The organism is Argonema galeatum A003/A1 (assembly GCF_023333595.1).
Taxonomy (GTDB): Bacteria; Cyanobacteriota; Cyanobacteriia; order Cyanobacteriales; family Aerosakkonemataceae; genus Argonema; species Argonema galeatum.
The window spans coordinates 151,258-171,381 of the sequence record NZ_JAIQZM010000011.1 but is presented as its reverse complement, the minus strand read 5'-3'; the positions used below and the strand labels follow the sequence as shown (position 1 = coordinate 171,381).

Annotated in this window: 17 protein-coding genes; 4 read left to right on the top strand and 13 right to left on the bottom strand. The window is 46.0% G+C overall.

The features are described 5' to 3' along the window. Positions 1-148 precede the first annotated feature (148 nt). On the bottom strand, positions 149-1,858 hold the full coding sequence (locus tag LAY41_RS14370) for an HlyD family secretion protein (RefSeq protein WP_249098765.1): 1,710 nt from the start codon (positions 1,856-1,858) through the stop codon (positions 149-151). A 183-nt stretch (positions 1,859-2,041) separates the two neighbouring features. Further along, a complete protein-coding gene (locus LAY41_RS14365; protein ID WP_249098762.1) occupies positions 2,042-2,509 on the bottom strand; it encodes a MarR family winged helix-turn-helix transcriptional regulator in 468 nt (155 codons plus the stop codon). Between the two features lie 104 nt (positions 2,510-2,613). Between LAY41_RS14365 and LAY41_RS14360 the strand changes: the two genes are divergently transcribed. Then, positions 2,614-3,120, top strand: coding sequence for a DUF4214 domain-containing protein (locus LAY41_RS14360; RefSeq protein WP_249098759.1), 507 nt, complete (start codon positions 2,614-2,616; stop codon positions 3,118-3,120). Here LAY41_RS14360 and LAY41_RS14355 read toward each other — a convergent pair. The 3 genes from LAY41_RS14355 to LAY41_RS14345 all read right to left on the bottom strand — a co-directional run bounded on the left by LAY41_RS14355 (position 3,117) and on the right by LAY41_RS14345 (position 7,545). Beyond that, the gene (locus LAY41_RS14355) at positions 3,117-3,992 is read right to left on the bottom strand and encodes a M20/M25/M40 family metallo-hydrolase (RefSeq protein WP_249098756.1); all 876 of its coding nucleotides are present in this window, start codon (positions 3,990-3,992) and stop codon (positions 3,117-3,119) included. The genes LAY41_RS14360 and LAY41_RS14355 overlap by 4 nt on opposite strands. 61 nt (positions 3,993-4,053) lie before the next feature. Continuing rightward, positions 4,054-4,935 (bottom strand): Rpn family recombination-promoting nuclease/putative transposase, encoded by an 882-nt coding sequence (locus LAY41_RS14350; RefSeq protein ID WP_249098753.1) that lies wholly within the window; start codon positions 4,933-4,935, stop codon positions 4,054-4,056. A 183-nt stretch (positions 4,936-5,118) separates the two neighbouring features. After that, positions 5,119-7,545, bottom strand: a complete 2,427-nt coding sequence (locus tag LAY41_RS14345; protein ID WP_249098750.1) for an NACHT domain-containing protein — start codon at positions 7,543-7,545, stop codon at positions 5,119-5,121. A gap of 18 nt (positions 7,546-7,563) precedes the next feature. On the opposite strand from LAY41_RS14345, the gene LAY41_RS14340 reads away from it, so the two are divergent. Beyond that, on the top strand, positions 7,564-7,935 hold the full coding sequence (locus tag LAY41_RS14340) for an HNH endonuclease (RefSeq protein WP_249098747.1): 372 nt from the start codon (positions 7,564-7,566) through the stop codon (positions 7,933-7,935). Positions 7,936-8,218: 283 nt separating this feature from the next. Further along, positions 8,219-8,581, top strand: coding sequence for a tetratricopeptide repeat protein (locus tag LAY41_RS14335; protein ID WP_249098745.1), 363 nt, complete (start codon positions 8,219-8,221; stop codon positions 8,579-8,581). 13 nt (positions 8,582-8,594) lie between these two features. Here the strand turns inward: LAY41_RS14335 and LAY41_RS14330 are convergent, their stop codons facing one another. The 8 genes from LAY41_RS14330 to LAY41_RS14295 all read right to left on the bottom strand — a co-directional run bounded on the left by LAY41_RS14330 (position 8,595) and on the right by LAY41_RS14295 (position 16,748). After that, complete coding sequence (locus LAY41_RS14330) at positions 8,595-9,239, bottom strand: Uma2 family endonuclease (RefSeq protein ID WP_338022990.1); 645 nt, start codon at positions 9,237-9,239, stop codon at positions 8,595-8,597. 31 nt (positions 9,240-9,270) lie between these two features. After that, positions 9,271-9,903: a type I restriction enzyme HsdR N-terminal domain-containing protein gene (locus LAY41_RS14325; RefSeq protein WP_249098742.1), complete on the bottom strand. Its 633-nt coding sequence runs from the start codon at positions 9,901-9,903 to the stop codon at positions 9,271-9,273. Positions 9,904-9,918: 15 nt separating this feature from the next. Next, the gene (locus tag LAY41_RS14320) at positions 9,919-10,803 is read right to left on the bottom strand and encodes a PhzF family phenazine biosynthesis protein (protein WP_249098842.1); all 885 of its coding nucleotides are present in this window, start codon (positions 10,801-10,803) and stop codon (positions 9,919-9,921) included. Between the two features lie 223 nt (positions 10,804-11,026). Further along, complete coding sequence (gene trpE / locus LAY41_RS14315; protein ID WP_249098739.1) at positions 11,027-12,574, bottom strand: anthranilate synthase component I; 1,548 nt, start codon at positions 12,572-12,574, stop codon at positions 11,027-11,029. 127 nt (positions 12,575-12,701) lie between these two features. Continuing rightward, positions 12,702-13,163, bottom strand: coding sequence for a hypothetical protein (locus LAY41_RS14310; protein WP_249098736.1), 462 nt, complete (start codon positions 13,161-13,163; stop codon positions 12,702-12,704). 31 nt (positions 13,164-13,194) lie between these two features. Beyond that, positions 13,195-13,818, bottom strand: a complete 624-nt coding sequence (locus tag LAY41_RS14305; RefSeq protein ID WP_249098733.1) for a hypothetical protein — start codon at positions 13,816-13,818, stop codon at positions 13,195-13,197. Between the two features lie 278 nt (positions 13,819-14,096). Beyond that, on the bottom strand, positions 14,097-14,522 hold the full coding sequence (gene psaD / locus LAY41_RS14300) for a photosystem I reaction center subunit II PsaD (RefSeq protein WP_249066062.1): 426 nt from the start codon (positions 14,520-14,522) through the stop codon (positions 14,097-14,099). A 234-nt stretch (positions 14,523-14,756) separates the two neighbouring features. Continuing rightward, positions 14,757-16,748 (bottom strand): DICT sensory domain-containing protein, encoded by a 1,992-nt coding sequence (locus LAY41_RS14295; protein WP_249098729.1) that lies wholly within the window; start codon positions 16,746-16,748, stop codon positions 14,757-14,759. Positions 16,749-17,124: 376 nt separating this feature from the next. Between LAY41_RS14295 and pruA the strand changes: the two genes are divergently transcribed. Continuing rightward, entirely contained in the window at positions 17,125-20,103 is a 2,979-nt protein-coding gene (gene pruA, locus LAY41_RS14290; RefSeq protein ID WP_249098726.1) for an L-glutamate gamma-semialdehyde dehydrogenase, read from the top strand. Positions 20,104-20,124: the final 21 nt, after the last annotated feature.

Below are 20,124 nucleotides of genomic sequence, written 5' to 3'. Positions count from 1 at the left end.
GAACAGGCATGATGGCCCAGGAGGTAAGTGAGTCAGAGAAGCTCTGCCTTCAGCAATTTCAAATTTGAGATGACCGCCTCGCGGAAGCAAGCTACAGATTGCAGATTGCCAAATTAAATTTGCAATCTGCAATTCCCCGTTAACTCACTTACTTAACTTCCACGCTCACTACAGCTGACATCCCAGGACTTATCAGGGATTCATAATCTTTGATACTGTCAGAATCGAAGACAACTTTGACCGGAATGCGCTGCACAACTTTAGTGAAGTTGCCAGTAGCGTTGTCTGGAGGTAGCAGTGCAAATTGAGAACCGGAAGCGGGAGAGAAACTATCAACCCGACCTTTAAAGCTGCGATTGGGGAAGGCATCGAGCTTGATTTCTACCTCTTCTCCCGGTTTTATTCCTTCCAATTGAGTTTCTTTGAAATTAGCGATTACCCAGTATTCGCTACTCACGATCGCCATTAAGGGTGTTCCCGGTTGCACTCGTTGCCCCACTTCTACGGATTTGCGACCGATCCGTCCGGCTGCGGGAGCGCCAATATCGGCGTAGGATAATTGCAGCTGGGCGTCTTTGAGCGAGGCTTCCGATTGCGCGATCGCAGCTTGTGCCGCTTCGTATTGACTGCGGTTAACCTGAGTTTGCTGACCGCCAGCGGTCGCTTGTTGCAGTCCGCCTTTAGATGCTGCCAGTTTGGCTTGAGCGCTAGCTACGCCTTCTTGAGCTTGGGCGACTTTAGCTTGGGCGCTAGTGACGCCTTCATTTGCCTCAGCTACTTGGGCTTGGGCTCTAATAATGTTTTGTCTAGCTTGGGCCACTTGTGCTTGGGCTGTAGCTACGCCTTGTTGGGCTTGAGCCACTTGCGCCTGGGCTCTACCTACGCCTTCTTGGGCTTGAGCGACACGCGCCTGAGCTTGTAGAATTCCTTGTTGGGCGACGCTTTTTTGAGCTTGAGCTACGTCATAAGCTGCTTTGGCGGTGTCCAATTGCTGACGTGCGATCGCGCCAGATTCAAACAAACTCTTGTAGCGATTATAGTCGGTTTCGGCCCTTTCCAGATTAGCCTGAGCTTGCGCTAGCTGAGCCTGAGCCCCCGATACACCAGCTTCAGCTTCTTTAACTGCGGCTTGCGCCTGGGGAACTCCCGCTTGGGCGGCTGTAACTGCGGCTTGCGCCTGGGTAACTCCGGCTTGGGCTGCGGCGAGTGTGGCTTGCGCTTGGGGAACTCCCGCTTCAGCTTGCTTAACCGCCGCTTGTGCAGCCGGAACTCCCGATTCCGCTTCTTTAACTGTCGCTTCGGCTGTGGAGATGGCGGCTACAGCAGCGCCGACATCTCCTTGAGCCGTCGCTGTCTTGGCTTCGGTGGTTTGTGCTGACAAAGCAATGTTGGCTTGTGCAGCCATAGCCTGACGCCGAGCCGCTTCTAGCGCTGCTTCGCTGTTTTGCACTTTGACTTGAAAGTCGCGGGGATCGAGCTTTACAAGTAGCTGACCTTTTTGCACTAGCTGGTTATCATCTACCAGCACGTCAGCTATGGTGCCGTTAATCCGGCTACTGACATTGTGAAGGTGACCCGCGATGGTGGCGTTGTCTGTTTCTTGGTGGGTGGAGGCGTACTGCCAGTAATGATAGCCAAAGTTACCGGCTGTGGCGATCGCTCCTATCCCCAAAGCTGCCAAAATTAAGCGCATTGGCCCTTGGCGGGATGCCTTCAGAGCAGAGGTCTTCTCTTCTTTCTCCTCCTCTACATCTGGCGCTACCACTGGCAGAGTTTCCAAATCCTCAGCACTCAACAACTCGGTTTCGGCAACCGGGGGTTTGTGTCCGTTCAGTACAGCAGTGTTTGAGCGTTTCATAGTTGTTGTCTGTTTTTGCAGTTATTTAGTGGATGGGGATAATAAGTAGCCTTTTATTTAGAGTTCGTAATTTATCCGTTCTTGATAAACTCAGCCATTTATTTCGTATACGTACTAATTTATAAAACTTTAGGCTTAAAGGCATCTTTCCCCGGTACTAATTGCCGCTCTATCCCAGGGAGGCTAAGAAAGATTAGCGATCGCGCGATCGATCAATTCTGAAAATCTTTCGCGATCGGCAACAGGAACGCCCTTCATAGCTTCGTCCCGAATTTCCACGGCAACCGGAGGTAGTACGTATTTGAGTTCTTTTCCGGCTTCAGTCAGCCAGATGCGCCAAATGCGGCGATCGCGGGTGTCCCGTTCCCGGCGAACCAGTCCTCGTTCCTCCATCCGGTCTAGCACCCCCGTTAAAGTACCTCCCACCTGTTGCAGCTTTTCTCCAATGCTGGAGGTGGCTAAGCCATCTTCTTCCCACAAGCAGCACAACACAACCCAGTGGAAAGGAGTTAGGCCATAAGGCTCCAACCGCTCTTGAAACTTGCGACTCAGCAGCTGGGACAGCAGCTTAATCCGGTAGCCCATGCCGTGGGGTGCCAAGACTTCTTGCCAGCCTTTTGCCAACTTCGGTTTAACAGATGCAGAAGCCATTGAGCCTCCTATCTATTTACTTAGTGTTCGTACTTTCAGTATAAGAAATATATTAACGTAAGTCAAGTAGAAAACTGTAGACTTCTAAGAAAGAGGTGGCGAAAATGAAACTAGCTTTGTTCGCAACCGCAGCAATAGCGATCGCGGCTTTATTAATTCCGATCCCTTTAGCAGAGTCAGCTAAAGCGCAGAACTGTATAAGAGATGGAGGGGTTTCCGTCTGTCTGGGGGATAATGGGCAACGCAACAACTGGGATCGCGACAGCAGGGAACGGAACAATGGGCGACGGGAGAATCGATCGCAGTACGATCGCATCAACAGGCTTTATCGTGAAGTGTTGGCGCGAGATGCGGATTTTGACGGATTGAGAACTTGGTCTAGGGAGTTAGAAAGAGGTAGGTCGCTAAGGGATATTCGGCGCGAACTTGCTAAAAGTCGAGAAGCTGAGGATATCATCAATCAGATTTATCGGGAAGTGATGGGACGAAACGCAGATAGTGATGGTTTAGAGATGTGGAAGAGACAGTTAGCCAAGGGGAGAACATTGGCCCAAGTGCGTCAGGCGATCGAACGCAGTACCGAAGCCAGAACAGGAGGACAGTGGCGTTAAAGTCGCCTGATGCCGATGTCTAAACCGCGACAGACGCCGGTGAGAAAGTCTAGGTTGAGGGTTTCGATGCGATCGCTCGCTTTATGATAATGGGGATTTCGCATAAAAGCCGTATCGGTGATCATCATAGCTCGATAACCATTATCCCAAAAAGGAGAATGATCGCTCAGTCGCGTCTGCGGAACCATTAAACCTCTATTTGGTGCGGGTAACCATTCAGACGGCGTACCACTTTTGCGAATATTTCTGCTGAGGTTAATGAGGTCGGGAATTGTTGACAAATTACCAATTAAAGCAATAAAATTACCGCGATTTGGATAGAAGCGTTCCAACCCAGTCGGGTAACGTTCTGAATTTGGAGTCTCATCGCAATAACCCAACATTTCCAATGAAATCATTAGGCGTAGGGGTTGCCGTTGTTGCTTCAATTCATTAGCATATTCGGCACTACCCAACATCCCGTATTCTTCCATATCAAAGGCAACAAATCGGACTGGATATTTGAGCGGTTGATCTGCGATCGATCTCGCCAATTCTAGTAAGACGGCGACACCAGTGGCATTGTCATCTGCACCTGGCGTTCCCGGTACGCCATCATAATGTGCGCCGATTAAAATCGGTGGGAACCCCACCCCAGCCCTCCCCGTGGACGGGGAGGGCGCAAGAGAGGATGAAAGGGGGGGTATGTTTAGGATGAGATTTTGATGGGTTTTACCTCGGACTGTGAATTCGTGGGTTTCTAGGGTTCCCCACTGTTGCAGCTGTGCGCGGATGTACTGCTGCACGTAGAAATGGCCCGCCGATGAGAGGTACGGGTCGCGATCGCGTACAATTTCCGTGAGATGGTTTTGTAATCGTTGTTTTAGATCCAAGTTTAGTTTCTCCTTTTCACCTTAAAACGATAAGTCCGCCTACGCGGACTTATCGTTTTATTTATGACTGATGAGATTCTAACCAAGCGGTTAAATCAGTTGGTTGAGAGAAATCTAATAGTGCTTCTCCCAAATCTTCTAATTGTGCGATCGATAACTGCTGAATTTGAACTTGAATTTCAGGAGTAATACGGCCTATTCGACGGGTAAGCAGCCGCAGCAGCAACGCCTCCTCTCCTTGTTTCCGTCCTTCTTGGCGTCCTTCTTGGCGTCCTTCTTGGCGTCCTTCTTGGCGTCCTCGTTGCTCTCCCTTTTCGATGATACTTTGATAGAACACAGATTCCTGCATAATTTCCTCTTTGAATAGTTGGGTAATCACATTGTTGTCAAACCGCAAACCTGCAAGAACGCTTACACAAGCTGCCACATTCGCTCGCTCTTGGGTTGACTCGATTCTAGCGACTTCTTGAGCGACTTGCTCTAATAAAATGTTGGGGGAATCACTTTGAGCTAGAGTAGCTAAAGGTAACAGAGCGGGGTTTGCCAAAAGTGGCGCTGGATCTTGTTCCCACATCCGAATAACTCGATAGCGGTGTATGGTATTTCGACTTTGAAAAGAGTCGATAAAGACATCGGGTGAGTTGGTTCGCTTTAAAAACAAGACAACTTGTTCGATTTCGCAGTTGTATTCATCATACAATCTCGTCCAATATTTGAGCATCCGGAATGGGAGTGGCGGATTGGATTGCGGCAGAGTTTGAAATTCCAGTTGCAGAATTTCGTTGATGGTTCGCAGCAGAGTGATGGAATCAGCGCGTATGGGTTCGATGCTCAGTTCGGTTTTGAGTACCTGGATATTGGAGATGTTACCAGAGAGCAACCATCTGGCGAATTGTTCGGGATAACTTTCGGCGAGAAATTTGCAAACGTTATCGAAACTCAATGTATTGTGTGGGTAAATGTAATTTTTACAAAATTATTTTAACATCTATTGATAGTGATTATTGTCAAATAATCATCGCTTTTTATATAATTTAAAAAAATGCGAAAGCCTTCAGCACGCTTCGCGACCCGCTTTGTTGGAGGAATGCGAAGCGCGAAACTATCCGAAGGAATCTCTCTTTGTTCATACCTCACTTTTTCGCCTTTCAATTTCGGCAATGGGTAATAATAATGTATCCTCGATTTCATGTCGGACTTCCGGTGTCACTTCACAACCGCTATTTAGACATTCTACTAGCAATCTATTGGCATCGTAATACTGCTTGAGTAATCCTTTTTGCTGTTCGTTTAACTGCCAATCACGACCAATATTGCAGTGCTTGTTCATCAACTTTGTCAATTGCGTAGTCACGTTCCAACCGTTATCTCGCCACCATTGCTTAAACATTGCCTCCTGACTATATGGTTGAGGTAGTTGATCGTAAAGTTGTTGCAGTATTTTTTCTAATTCAGGCTCAATAGCAAGGTCAGGCTCAAGGGTAAAATGAAGGTCAAGCTCATAGTTATAGGCATGGCACCAGGCTCGATTACGAGCAAAGAATGGGTTAAGGGCAAAGTCAAGAGCCTGGGCATCGCTATAAGCAAAAGCAAGGTCTTCGTCAAAATCAGCATTAAAAGCATTATCATGGTCAAAGCTAAAGTCAAATTCATTGTAAAAAACAAAGGCATTGGCAAGAGAATGGGCATGGATAAGGGCATCGTCAAGGTCAAGAGAAATGTCAAGGACATGGGCAAAAGAAGGGTCAAAGGTAAGGGCAAAGTAAAAAGCTCTAACGGCTACTTGCTTGTAGGAAACCTGCACTGAAATAGTTTTCTGGTCGATCCACATCAAAAACTCCTGCAATTCGTCATCTGAGGCTAAAAGTGTATCAACACCTTGCTTGATTAACCGCAGCAGTTGATCGGCATTACCCAACATTCCAGCCACTAGGAAAAAAACCTCACGCCAGCGTTTATCGGTGATGTTTCTAACCAGATTTTCCAAAGCCTGTGGCTCAGAATTGGTAACAATTTTTTTGGCAGTGAAATACTCTTGAAAGGTGAGATGGGAAAAAGAGTAAATTCGCCGCGCTCGTTCCACCAATAACCCATGTTGTGCTTCAATGGATTTCAAAACTGCTTCGCTATCCATCTGCAATTGGGTTGAGTCAGTTTCAACATCGGATAAAGTTCGGAGATAGTCAGCAATGTGTTGCTGAATTTTGTCTTTTTCAAAGAAGTAATCGCCCTGCTCAAACGTGATGGCTGCCACGTGAGTCAACAGAAGTTTCTTATATGGGATGGACAAATTGCGATAAATTTCATCACGTTTAATACCCCTCTCTTCATCCCATTTCTTAAGCAGAAGATCTAGTCCTTCGTCATACAGCTTGGCTCGGTTAGAGGGGAACTTAGCTTTTTCTCGGAAAAATAAACAGGTCAGATGCAAAAGCAGCGGCGTACAAGCTATTTCTCGGATTTGATGATTCTCTGGCATCTGTAGCTGATTAATAAACTGAGTCGCCTTTGCTTCTGCCTCCTCTGAAAAATTACTAGCAACCGCTACAAACCAGTTTTTGACAAAGGTTTGGATTTGCGTTTGGTTAAAATCTGCTGTCTCAACATCGGTGAATCCCTGAAATTTGTACTGGGCTGCAATCCGACAGGTGATAATCAACTGATTGTTATAATAGTCATCAGAAAAATTGCGAAGTGACTCTATTACTCGATCGCTGTCAGCATCCTGAACTTCATCCAAGCCATCTAGTAAAACCAGAACTTTGCCGTGATTCAACAAGGTTTCTGTATTCAGTTCCGAAATGCCACACTTACGAAATTCTTGGCTGATGTATTTGACTAAGTTAAAATCACCAGAAGCTCTAGCATCTTTAGCAAAGTTATTCAATTGGATAAAAACAGGTATCCGGTCAGGTTGAAAGTTGCCTTGATTGCACTCAATGGCGAGATGTTGCAAAAACGTGCTTTTACCCGACCCAGGTTTACCCAGCACCATCAGCTTGGAGTACGTCGCCACTGCTTCCAAACCCGGTAATCTTTTCTGAGGCTTCCCCAAGCCGAAGCGGTTGAAATCATCGGTATGAGGTTTGAAGTGTTGCTGCAAGTCAGAAATCTCTTTGCGTTGCAGGCTGGGGATATCCTCCATGACGTTGACATCGACGTAAAGGCGACTTAACTTTATCGGTCGGTTAACGTCCAACAGGCGTATAGTGCCACAGCGGTGTTGGATTTTGTTGTAGCAAAGCTGCCGTAGTTCTCGCACCAAGGCATCTACATCTTCTGAAGCAAGGCTAGAGTTTGCCTCCTGTACGACTTGTGGATCGTGTTCGTTGGGTGGTTTAGCGACTATGTCTCGCCAGTCTAGACCTAGTTTTTTGCAAATCTCTTCAAAATTTATACGGTCAACTGCTATACCTCTAAAAAAATTGGTTACTGTTGACCTGGCAAGTCCTAACTCTTCTGCTAGAACTTTCTTATTCAAGTTGTTGGGACTCAAAGCTGTTTCTGCTTTTTCGATGCCCTCTGGAGATGCTTTAATCCCTCGGTTTGTCATACGCCGACCGTGAATTTTATGACTATCTTAACTGGCTTTGTCAAAAGTCATACACGAACTCATACACTCACTCACGAAGTTATACACCCTGAAACCTTTACTCAGCCTTGTTTTCAGACACTACGAGGACAAACTAGAGATGTAAACATTCAAGTGAAGCGATCGGAGGCTTTAAATATGGCTAACATGAGTCCCAAAGCAAAGCGCAATAAAAGGGAAAGACTGATTCAACAGTATGGCCCTTACTGTTGCTATTGTAGCAAGTACCTCCCAAAAGAAGAAATGACGATCGAGCATCTAATTGCTAAACGCGATGGCGGTTCCAATGCCATTGAAAATCTACGACTTGCTTGCTTCTATTGCAACCATTCCCGTCATAACAATATTTAATAGTTCGCCGCTGCTGCGAAACTAATCGAAGAGTGGGGAATAGCTTTTGTGCTTTTATACAAAGGTGCGATCGCACTCCTCCCCCTCTACTCCCCTTTGTGTACCTGACTCCCCACTTTCAAAACAAGCGAATCAAAATTGCCCAGAATACAATGAGCTTCTTTGCTTAATCGACCATCGACACCTTGTTATTATTGCTATACAGTTTCGCCCAAGACCTGTTTGAGAGTCAGCTTTGTTAGCTCATTAGTGAATAATATTGACATCTATAGTTTTTCGGAAAATGTCTGATTTGGATAAGGGTTTAGCTGCTTTTTATACAGAAGATTACACTACAGCACTGAACTTGTTAAAACCGCTGGCGGTGGAGGGAAATCCTGAAGCGCAATGTACGATCGCAAATATGTACCATTTAGGACTGGGTGTAGAAAGAAATATCTTAGAAGCGATCGCATGGTACGTGAAATCCTCCGAGCGAGGTTATGGTGTCGCTTCCAACAATTTAGGTGGAATTTATCTTACGGGTGATGAAGGTGTAAGGGCCGATCGAACAGAAGCAGATAAATGGTTCCAAAAAGCTAGAGAGCAAGGATTTTTACATAGTCCTCTCTCAAGTGACTATTTAAAGCTTGCTGGCGTTGCATAAGTGCGATCGCACTCTACTCCCCTTGCTGCACCTGACTTCTCACCCACTTGCGAAACATCTTAATCAAACTTGTTTCTCCCATCGTTTTGCTCAATTCCAAAAAGCGGACTACCTCAGATGAAGGAATTTGGGGTAAAGTGGGAGATCGATCGCACTCTTTATACTCCCCACCTTCTAACCGCAATATTGTCAGGCGACTACCGTTATAACGCCACACTTCCGGTACTCCCAAAGCCGCATAAATATCTAATCTATTAATAGAACTACTCGTAATATCAATTTCAATTGCCAAATCTGGAGGCGGATCTTGACTGAGGTCGATTTGGTCTAGTTCTCGGACAACTCGCTCATTCTGAATATAATAGCACTGATCTGGTTCTAATCCACGTGCCAAATCCTCACGTTTGCAGGTTAAGGAACCCAAACTGCGAATTTCAACATTTAGTTCTTCTGTCGCAGCTTCGACAAAGCGACCAATCAGCTTTTTAGAACCTTCATGCGGCGCTAACGGCGTCATTATTTCCAGTTTTCCTCGATCGTAAGTCAGGCGAAATCCTGGCTGTTCCTCATAGTCTTTCAGTAAGGATTCATAAGTTTGCCAGCTGATATTTTCCAGCAGGACTCGGTTAGCATTTTCGGTCAGAGTAGTAGTCATCATAGGTATCGAGTTGGTTAGCGAATAATTACACTTAGCTACTAGGCTCTAAAATCTCAGCAATTCGCTTCATAATACTGAGTACACCATACAATTCATTACCCCGATCGCGCAAATTAAACGAATCAGACAAAGCGTACTTCGGAGTATTTTCTTTCACTAACTTAATGAATTGAAAATCTATTCCATTCGTCACCATTCCCAAAATGGGTTTCTCGTGATTTGGACTACCTAGCATATAAGCCAATGCTTGCGCTAAACCAGCCTCTAGCGATATACCACTTCTTTTAGACTCAATCACCAGCACCCAAAACCGATCTTTTACTACCAAAACATCTATTTTACCCTTAACAACTATATTTTCATCTTCAAGAGCAATTTGCACTTGATTTTCTGTTATTAACCGAAACGGAGGCAGATAAAATCCTGCTAAATCCAGCAACGGAGACACCACCACCATCTTTACGGCTTCTTCCAGCATAGGATACTCCGCTAAGTTTAAGTAGCTAGCCTTCACACGGTCTAGCCGTTGCTTCTCCATGTCTGTGATTTCTGGCAAATTATCCAACCATTCCCGGAAAAATTGCTCATCTTCGACGATTTCCAGACCAAATCTTGCTTTTAAGTCATACAGGGTGATTTCTGTAGCTTGAAATGTTTGTACCATATTTCTTCCCTCGCGCTAAACAAACTCCCCTTTAGCTATTATAATGGACTTCCCACCCACATTTACTTCAATTCCGGCCTGACCTTTTTGCGCTTTTAACAACAGCAAAGAAGGTCTGCCAATTTCATATCCTTGTTCTACTCGCAGATCGATCGGGCCTGACCCAAAATAAGCATACTCAACCAAATACCCAGCCAAACAACCATTAGCACTTCCCGTCGCCGGATCTTCAGGAACTCCCATAGCATCGGCAAACATTCGCACGTTTAAGTTATTTTCTGGATAATATGTTTCTGGACAAAATACCAAAATAGCTTTTGCTTGGGTATTGCTAACCAACTCGAAATATTTATCTTTATTTACCTTAATTTTCTTCACGGATGCGAGATTATTCAACGGAACAATAATAAAAGGTACTCCAGTGGAAACTTCTTCTATGGGAAAGCGTGAATCAATCTCCTCAACCTCTAAATTCAGTACAGGCGCAATCTTATCTGCCGAGAAACCCTGGCCGAAAGTAGGCGTTTTTTGCCGCATCCACAACCATTCAACAGATTCACCTGAATAATCCAGGGTAACCGGAATTTGCCCGATCTTCAAATTTAAGATAATCCTCTCAACTAATTTTTGGATAATTTCTTGTTGCAGAACATACGCAGTTCCCAAAGTTGGATGTCCGGCAAAAGGTAATTCCTGTTCAGGCGTAAATATCCGCACATCATAACCACCGTCTCTCATCTCTGTGGATGTAATAAATGTGGTTTCTGAATAATTCATTTCTTTGGCAATGCGCTGCATATCGGTATCGGATAATTGACCAACACCATCACCTGTAAACACAGCCAACTGATTTCCGGTGTATTTTCCAACAGCAAACACATCGACAATATAAAAATTCAGCATATTCTCTTTTCTTCCTGTTTTCGTGGGTTAAAAAATTAATCCGCTCTGATATCGTTAAGTTGTCTGTTTTCATCTTTGGTTAAATTTTACCGCAGATGAAAACAGATACACGCAGATTAACGCAGATAAGAATGGACTTGATATCAAAAGTTATACAATAAGGAGGCTTTGCCTCCCAAGCTTTGTGACCAGGCTCAGCCTGGTCACGAGAGGATCGAGGTTAGCGTAAACAGCGAATTGCTTCTAACAAACCCCTTGCCTTATTGAGAGTTTCTTCATACTCTTTTTCCGGCACAGAATCAGCTACCAAACCAGCACCAGCTTGTACAGATACGGTATATTTGCTGTTACCTTGACTGCGGACAACCATAGTGCGAATTGCGATCGCACTATTCAACTGTCCCTCAAAATCATAATATCCATAAGAACCCGAATAAGGGCCACGGCGACACCCCTCTAACTCATGGATAATCTCCATCGCCCGAATTTTGGGCGCACCGCTGACAGTACCCGCCGGAAAACAAGCTTTCAGCAAATCCCAAGCAGTTTTGTCCGCAGCTAATTCTCCCAGCACGTTGCTAACAATGTGCATAACATGGGAGTAACGCTCGATCGTCATTATTTCATCAACTCTCACCGTACCATTCTTGCAGACGCGACCTAGATCGTTGCGTCCCAAGTCAACCAGCATAACGTGTTCCGCAACTTCCTTCGGATCTTGCAACAACTCTTCAGCCAATGCTAAATCTTCTTGCGGAGTCTTACCGCGTTGGCGAGTACCCGCGATCGGTCGCACAGTCGCCATCATAACCCCACCTTTGCCCTCCCCGTCAACCGAGTGGGGTATCTTCTCAGCTTTCACCATCACTTCCGGACTCGAACCGATAATCTGCCAATCGCCGAAGTTAAAATAAGCCATGTAAGGCGACGGGTTAATCAATCGCAAAGAGCGATAAAGTGCAAATGGGTCGCCAGTGTATTCCGCTGAAAGTCGCTGCGAAAGTACAACTTGGAAAATATCCCCAGCTTTGATGTAATCCTTCGCTTTTTGGACGTTGGTGCAAAACTGTTCGCGAGAAATGTTGCTGGCGTACTCAACGTCTCCTGTACCACTTCCAGGCGGCTTCCATGCCAAAAGAGTATTTTGTTGGGATAGGGGGGATTGCAGCTTGTTTACGAGTTGGGTGACGCGATCGCACGCCTGCTGATATGCCGTTTCCAAATCTACTTCAGGATCTCGCAAATCCGCATACGCGATCGCCCAAATCTTCCGCTTCACCTGGTCAAAAATCAGCAAGTGATCCACCTGCATCCACAGTCCATCAGGCAAATCCTCTTTCCCACCAGCATAAACCGGCACTCGCGGTTCAATCCAGCGAATCAGTTCGTAACCCCAAAACCCAAACAAACCGCCAATCCCCGGTGGTAGCTGAGGTAACTTTACCGGATGATAAGGTTTGAGGCAATAAGTCAAAGCTTTGAAAGGATCGCCTTCAAATTCTACAACCCAGCCATCCCGATGGTGCTGGATCGTGCTAGAGCCTCTTGCCTCCAAAATCCACAGGGGGTCGCATCCTAGCAAACTGTAGCGTCCGATTTTCTCCCCACCCTCCACCGATTCTAACAGGAAGCTATAAGGCTGTCCCGCACAGACCCGATACCAGGCAGACACAGGCGTATCGAGATCTGCCACCCATTCCTGGTAGACTGGGATAAAATTGCCTTGCTTAGCTAGTTCGCCAAATTGGGAGAAATCCGGGAATATCATAACTTTAGTTTGGTTTGGATGAGAGCGATCCGCTGAAACTTAATCTGAGTTACCAACCCGATCGCCACAACACTACAGTCTTTCACCCCAAGTACGAACCAGTCAAGCCTAAGCACAAGTTTCTCGCTTACATTCTGTTATCAAATATCCTGACACATTCTTGTAATCTTCTCGTTACATTAGAATCCGCTGGGATTTGGTTAGAATTCAATCTATTGAATGTCGCTAAATTTATTGAGCTTCCGCGTCTAAATTCTGGCCTACTTCCCAGACCGAGTTCCACATATTCCCTCGTAACATTATTAAGGGTATTTCCATTGACTGTACCTCTTAAGCAATATCCTTCTTCCCTGTATCTGTACTTAAATCCTATAACTATGTTATCAGTTTTGCGGAAAGCCAAATAATCAACATCTTGTTGATTTGGCAACCGGGATTTGCCATAAAAGTAGTTTCCATTGGGTAAGCGTTGAATTGTCTGTCTAGATTGCTTCGTTGCTTCTTGCTGAGACTCTGCCAAAACTGGTAAACAGCCACCTGCTAAAATTGCCAAGCTCAACCCAAAACTAAGTAGCGATTTGCCTTTCATAAACATCATTATTTCGATAATATTATAGGATTTACCGTCCAGACGGCAACCCAGACCTACAGCCAGCAGCGTTAAACTCCCGCACCACCTTATCAACTTCTTGTGCATTTGCAGATAACTGTGCGAACTGTCTTGCTGCTTGCGTAACTGTAGGAGAGTTATATGGAATTTCGACGGGAATATCTGCCTGATTGTTCCTCACAGTTGCTATCCCCAGATAATCTCCTTCCTTTAAAATTACTGCTTTGTCATTAGTTCGTATTACTCCATTAGATACCGTTCCCAAACCAAAGTCAGCTGCTTGTATGCCAATGTAAATAAGGCAAACTCTACCTCTTCTATTTGATGGATAAACACTTAGACCCTCTTCATATCCCGACCATTTACCCAAAAAAGGCGCAACGGCTGGATCAAACCTCGACCAATCTCTCACAAAAGATTCTCTCCTTTGTTTATCGGTTTGAGTACGCATATCTCCAACATTATTCCTACGAATCTGCTGACGTAATTTTTCCCTCAATCTCTGTAATTCTGCCGCCGTTGGATATCGCTCTAACTGTTGCTGTGCAAAAATTTTTAAAGCGCTAGCAATTAAAATTACCAAACTCAACCCAAAACTAATTAGCACTCTGCTATTGATTAATTCTTTTGTCATTGCTTATTACCACAACGCTTTGATTAATGGTAACGTAGGGTGCGTTACTAACGCACCATCACCCGACGGTTTTGGATGCGTTATAGCGATTTTCAGTTGCATGAAGTACACCCTAGTACACCCAGAAACCCGGTTTCTTTGTCCCTCATACCAAATCCTACTTCATTAGCCCTTTTTTTTACCCTTAGCAATTCGTCAAAAGCCAAATCAAAAGCCCCACGTCGTATCCGATAGGGAGGCGTGGGGCTTCTAAACGTTCAAGTTAACTTAGGAACCCATTAGGTATCGTAAGTATTATGACCGCTGAATTTCACCTTTGCTGGTTCTGGGTTGCTGCCAATGTTACGGTCTTTCTTACCTACGTAAGGACGACCTGCGTTCACCTTTTCAGGGAATACGCCATCAGCAGGGTGCAGGTACTCGATTTCACCGTTGGGGAAAACCCGGTAAATCTTGTAGTTGTTGATTTTGAACTTGGCACGCAGTTGCTGACCGCCCAAGGCAATACACTGTTCCTTGCGGGCTAGGTATAGCAGGTTGTCACCTTGCCGCATGACAGCAGCGCCGCCAGTGGGCATTTCAAACACCTGTTCCTTGGGGCTGGTCCAGGTGATTGCGTACTTTTCTTCTATTTGCGCTTTGCTCAGTAAGCCGCCGGTGCTGCCACCGAACAAAGGTGCTTGTCCAGTCAGAGTATCTGCCATAGGTTCCTCTCTCAACTTTTTAGGGAATCCTATCATCGTGGCTGTGTCAGTCTTGCTATTCTGTCAAGAACTGTAACATCTCTTCAGCTTTGGGGGCAGAGGGGCAGAGGGGCAGAGGGGCAGAGGAGCAGAGGGGCGGAGGAGCAGAGGAGCAGAGGGGCAGAGGGGCAGAGGGGAAAAGAAAGAATTGTTCACTTTTGACTTTTGACTTTTGACTTTTGACTTTTCTAGCCCCTAGCCCCTAGTTCCTGTTTTGGCCGATCGCGGATTGCTTTTGGCCGATCGCTTTTGATCGCCGCTACTTCCCACAATGGGAATGGTGAAATGTAACTGACTGCCTCGATCTTTGCCAGCAGATTTGGCCCAAATCTGACCGCCCCACCCGCTGACAATCTGGCGGCAAATCGCCAGTCCCAGTCCTGTACCGCCTGTTGTTCGTCGCAAGGCTCCTTCTTCTTGATAGAACCTGTCAAAGACGGTTTCGAGACGGTTTGGTTCGATGCCGCGACCAGTATCGGCGACTGTAACTTCCAGCATTCGATCGCCCTTAGTAGGTTGAGCCTGGATAATTACCTCTCCATTCGGTGCTGTAAATTTGCAAGCGTTGTCTAAGAGCTTCGACAGTACTTCCACCAGCCATTCACCATCAGCGCGTACCAGAGGCAGTTTGCTTGGCACCTGGGTGGTAATCTTGGGAAATTGCTCCTTGGAAAGACGGGCGCGAATACTGCTGAGAGCTAAATCGACACATTCTTGAAATTCTAGGGGTTCCGGGTGCCACTGCACCCGACCGCTTTCTAGCTGGGAGAGGGTGAGGAAATCTTGCACGAGTTTACGCATCCGTTCGGCATCTTCTAAAGCCGAGTTCAGCATTACCTGTCGCAGTTCTAGGGACATATCTGGTTCGCTGGCGAGACTTTCCAGACAAACTTGGATGGTCGATAGGGGGGTACGCAGTTCGTGACCTGTGATGGCAATCAAGTTGCTCCGGGTGCGTTCTAGGGCTTCTAGCTGCTCGTTGAGCTGTTCTAGGTTGGTGTAGGCTTCTGCTTGAATGAGGGCAACGCCGATTTGGGTTGCGATCGCTTCCACCAGTTCCAAATCATCTTCTTCCCATTCATGCGACGCACCGCCGTAGTGCAATTCCACCATTCCCAATAATCTCCCCTTATCCAGTACGGGTACTAGCAGCCAAGAGATAATTCCAAAGCGATCGACTAGAGCCTTTAGCGCTGGTGTATTTGTAATCCGGGAGTCTCTGTGAGTATCTGCCACGTAGATAGGTTGTCCACTTTGCACTACTTCTTGAAAGAGGGGATTCTCCTGCAAAGGCCAGCTTTGTCCTGCCAGAGAGGTAACACTAGGGCTTAAAAACTCGTGCAGATTTGTCGTTGCCACCTCCGTCTCTTTGCAACGATAAATCAAACACCGACAAACTTGTAGAGCCTGACCCAATTCTTGCGCGGCTCCTTTGAGTATTTCATGGGAATTGAGCGATTGCCTAATGGCAGAGGTAATTGAGTTCACCAAGCGCTCTTTCCTTTCCTGATCTGCGATCGATCTATAGGCTTTTAGCAACTTGTATTGACCCGCCTGAAGGTACGTCACCAAACGCTGGGCAAAAGGGTCTGGGTCGATGTCGTGGAAACCCGATGAAATTTCCAACAGAAACTCTGTCTCCGCCTGCTCGATTTTCTCTTCCAACTCAGGCCGATAAACCAAAATTTTCTTAAGTAATAATTCAGCCGCTTTGCAACTCACTTGCCGATCGAAAGTCCAAACGCCTTCAAATCGGCGAGATGGGTCTATATCAAAGTGCGGCTGTTCCGCTGTGGGCAGTGCTGGCGCTTGCCGTTCGCGGCAAACAAGGCAGCTGGCATATTGCTGCCCGATCACCACTAAATGCCACTCCTGACTTAAGGCATCTTCAGGGTTAAATGCGATCGTCTCGTAGATGTCCGATTTGCTGACGAAATCAGTTTCCGGTGCCGCCAGCACATACACCTGATTGCTCTTTTGTGCAACCCGTCGGTAGCGGTGAGCTTCCTGACGATAAAAGCGCTCTCGTTGAAAGCTCGCAATCACCAGGGGCCGATCGGAACCCGCCAAAACTTGGTCTTCCATCGCATGAGAGAGCGCAGTTAAGGAAGACTTGAAGTACATTTGTGGTCTTAGTTGGGGCAGGTCTTGCAGCAGCTCTGCCAGCACAGACGTCTGGATGCTCATGGATGTGTTTTTCGGTTCAGTCTGGGCTAACTCCACTTAAAGAGCGATAAAGCCAGCTACAACCTTGACTCAACCTCTCCGTGCTAGAGCTTAGCTCAGTATATCGGCATGAGTTGAGCAGATGCTTGTTAACTTCTAGTTTAACTTTCCACGATCCCAGCCGCAGATGCCAATTATCTTGTTTATAGCGGCTTTCATCTGGATTAAGTACAGCTACTTTCAAGGGGTTACAGTTTGCTTGTGCAAGTTTTCCGATCGCATATTGTTTGAGTATTTATACTTGTAATTCAGCTAACATAATGGCGTAATAAAGCGTGAAAATAGAAATGATCGGGTTATAAACCCAAGCATTGCCGAGAATAGGAGTCCATCAGCTGTGGTCGTACAAGTATCAAATAATACGGTTTACGAAACTAAAACCCAGGAGATTGCCAAACAACTTCTGGCTGCAACTAAAGAAAATCGTTCATTTTTTGCCCAAATGCGCGACCAAATGCGCTGGGACGATAAATTGCTATCTTGGGCAATGTCTAACCCCGGTTTGCGGGTGCAGCTGTTTCGCTTCATCGACTGTCTGCCTTCGCTGCGTAGCAAACCAGAAATCGCCCGTCACTTACAGGAATATCTGGGAGATGAGTCGGTTGAATTACCCGCAGCGCTAAAAGGTTTGCTGAATTTTGCCAATCCAGACTCGATGCCGGGACAGCTGGCAGCGACAACCGTCTCCACAGCAGTTGAAACTTTAGCTCATAAGTATATTGCCGGAGAAAACATTAAACAGGTAATTGAGACGGTTAAGCGCCTGCGTAAGGATAAAATGGCTTTCACGATCGACCTCTTGGGAGAGGCGGTGATTACGGAGGAGGAAGCGCAATCTTATCTCGATCGCTATTTGGAATTGATGAGTCAGCTAACAGAAGCTGCGAAAAGTTGGTCAACTGTTGAGGCGATCGACTCTGCTGATGGCGAACCATTGCCAAAAGTGCAAGTATCTGTTAAAATAACAGCGTTTTATTCCCAGTTCGATCCGCTGGATGAGAAAGGCAGTCAGGAAAAAGTGAGCGATCGCATTCGCATTCTATTACGCCGCGCCAAAGAATTAGGTGCCGCCGTTCACTTTGACATGGAACAATATGCCTACAAAGACCTAACTTTGAGTATCCTCAAACAGGTTTTGTTGGAAGATGAATTTCGTTCTCGCACGGATATTGGAATCACAATTCAAGCTTATTTACGCGACAGCGAAAAAGATTTGCGTGATTTGATTGCTTGGGCAAAATTGCGCGGTAATCCGGTAACTATCCGTTTGGTGAAGGGTGCTTATTGGGATCAGGAAACTATCAAATCAGCCCAGAGAGATTGGCCTCAACCAGTTTACAATGATAAAGCGGCAACCGATATCAACTATGAGAAAATAACTCAGTTGATGTTGGAAAACTACGAGTATATTTATTCGGCAATTGGTAGCCATAATGTTCGCAGTCAAGCGCGGGCAATGGCAATTGCCGAAACTTTAAATGTACCTCGTCGCCGCTTTGAAATGCAAGTCCTTTACGGGATGGCAGATAAACTGGCAAAATCAATCGTGGATCGCGGTTATCGTCTGCGGGTTTATTGTCCTTATGGCGATTTAATTCCCGGTATGGCATATTTGATTCGCCGCTTGTTAGAAAACACAGCAAATAGTTCCTTCTTGCGGCAAAGTTTGGAAGAACGACCAATCGAAGAATTGTTAGCACCGCCAACTTTAAATGGCAAAGTCGATTCCAAGGCAGAGTTTACGAAAGCGTTCCCCAATGTAGCCGATACCGATTATGCTGATAAGGAAGAAAGAGCGCGATCGCTACAAGCTATCCAAACCATTCGTCAACAACTAGGTAAAACATATTCACCTTTAATTAATGGTGAATATGTAAACACATCACAAATTGTTGATTCTGTCAATCCTTCCAATCCCAGCGAAATAGTTGGCAAAATTGGATTGCTTAGCGTCGAACAAGCAGAACAAGCAATCCAAGCAGCAAAAGCAGCATTTCCCGCTTGGCGAAAAACCCCTGTCCGGGAACGTGCTGGCGTGTTGCGTAAAGCAGCAGAATTGATGGAAAAACGCCGTCACGAATTAACAGCTTGCATGGTTTTGGAAACTGGGAAACCAATCCGGGAAGGAGATGGTGAAGTTTCAGAAGCGATCGATTTCTGCCGCTACTATGCCGACGAAATGGAACGACTGGAACAGGGATATAACTACGATATTCCTGGCGAAAATAACCGCTATAACTATCAACCGCGTGGAATTTCGCTGATTATTTCCCCCTGGAATTTTCCCTTGGCTATTCCTACGGGAATGACAGTCGCCTCACTCGTGGCGGGAAATTGTACGCTTCTGAAACCAGCGGAAGTTTCCTCAGTAATTACAGCCAAATTAACGGAAATTTTGATCGAAGCTGGTGTTCCTAGCGGCGTATTCCAATACGTACCTGGCAAAGGTTCCACTGTCGGTTCTTACATGGTGAAACATCCCGATGTTCACATGATCACCTTCACGGGTTCTCAGGAAGTTGGTTGCCAAATTTACGCCGATGCTGCGATTTTACAACCCGGACAAAAACATCTGAAACGAGTTATTGCTGAGATGGGTGGCAAGAATGCAATCATCGTTGATGAAAGTGCGGATTTAGATCAAGCAGTTGCGGGTGTAGTGCAATCTGCTTTTGGTTATAGCGGTCAAAAATGTTCTGCTTGTTCGCGAGTAATTGTGTTGGAATCTATCTATGATGTGTTTGTACCGCGTTTAGTTGAAGCTACTCGCAGTCTGAACGTTGGTGCAGCAGAAAACCCTAGCACAAAAGTAGGCCCTGTGATCGATGCGAATGCCCATAAACGCATCAAAGAATATATCGAGAAAGGGCGTCAGGAAGCAAAAGTTGCCCTGGAAATGTCTGCACCGGAAAATGGCTATTTTATTGGGCCGGTCATTTTTTCGGAAGTATCTCCGACGGGGATAATTGCCCAGGAGGAGATTTTTGGCCCAGTATTGTCTGTGATTCGAGTGAAGGATTTTCAGTCAGCAATTGATGTTGCTAACGGTACAAATTTCGCCTTAACTGGTGGTTTGTATTCGCGTACTCCTTCCCACATTGAAAAGGCGCAAGCTGAATTTGAAGTGGGGAATTTGTATATCAATCGCGGGATTACTGGTGCGATTGTCTCGCGTCAACCTTTTGGTGGATTTAAACTTTCTGGTGTTGGTTCCAAAGCGGGTGGCCCCGATTATCTGCTACAATTCTTGGAACCGCGTGCGGTAACTGAGAATATCCAACGTCAAGGTTTTGCACCCATTGAGGGGGCAGAATAGGAATTTGTGAAGGGTGTTGAT

Bases quoted from the DNA above. Each gene is read 5' to 3' on its own strand.
- LAY41_RS14370 (WP_249098765.1), bottom strand. From the start codon at position 1,858: ATGAAACGCTCAAACACTGCTGTACTGAACGGACACAAACCCCCGGTT.
- LAY41_RS14365 (WP_249098762.1), bottom strand. From the start codon at position 2,509: ATGGCTTCTGCATCTGTTAAACCGAAGTTGGCAAAAGGCTGGCAAGAA.
- LAY41_RS14360 (WP_249098759.1), top strand. From the start codon at position 2,614: ATGAAACTAGCTTTGTTCGCAACCGCAGCAATAGCGATCGCGGCTTTA.
- LAY41_RS14345 (WP_249098750.1), bottom strand. From the start codon at position 7,545: ATGACAAACCGAGGGATTAAAGCATCTCCAGAGGGCATCGAAAAAGCA.
- LAY41_RS14340 (WP_249098747.1), top strand. From the start codon at position 7,564: ATGACTATCTTAACTGGCTTTGTCAAAAGTCATACACGAACTCATACA.
- LAY41_RS14335 (WP_249098745.1), top strand. From the start codon at position 8,219: ATGTCTGATTTGGATAAGGGTTTAGCTGCTTTTTATACAGAAGATTAC.
- LAY41_RS14330 (WP_338022990.1), bottom strand. From the start codon at position 9,239: ATGATGACTACTACTCTGACCGAAAATGCTAACCGAGTCCTGCTGGAA.
- LAY41_RS14325 (WP_249098742.1), bottom strand. From the start codon at position 9,903: ATGGTACAAACATTTCAAGCTACAGAAATCACCCTGTATGACTTAAAA.
- trpE (WP_249098739.1), bottom strand. From the start codon at position 12,574: ATGATATTCCCGGATTTCTCCCAATTTGGCGAACTAGCTAAGCAAGGC.
- LAY41_RS14310 (WP_249098736.1), bottom strand. From the start codon at position 13,163: ATGAAAGGCAAATCGCTACTTAGTTTTGGGTTGAGCTTGGCAATTTTA.
- LAY41_RS14305 (WP_249098733.1), bottom strand. From the start codon at position 13,818: ATGACAAAAGAATTAATCAATAGCAGAGTGCTAATTAGTTTTGGGTTG.
- psaD (WP_249066062.1), bottom strand. From the start codon at position 14,522: ATGGCAGATACTCTGACTGGACAAGCACCTTTGTTCGGTGGCAGCACC.
- LAY41_RS14295 (WP_249098729.1), bottom strand. From the start codon at position 16,748: ATGAGCATCCAGACGTCTGTGCTGGCAGAGCTGCTGCAAGACCTGCCC.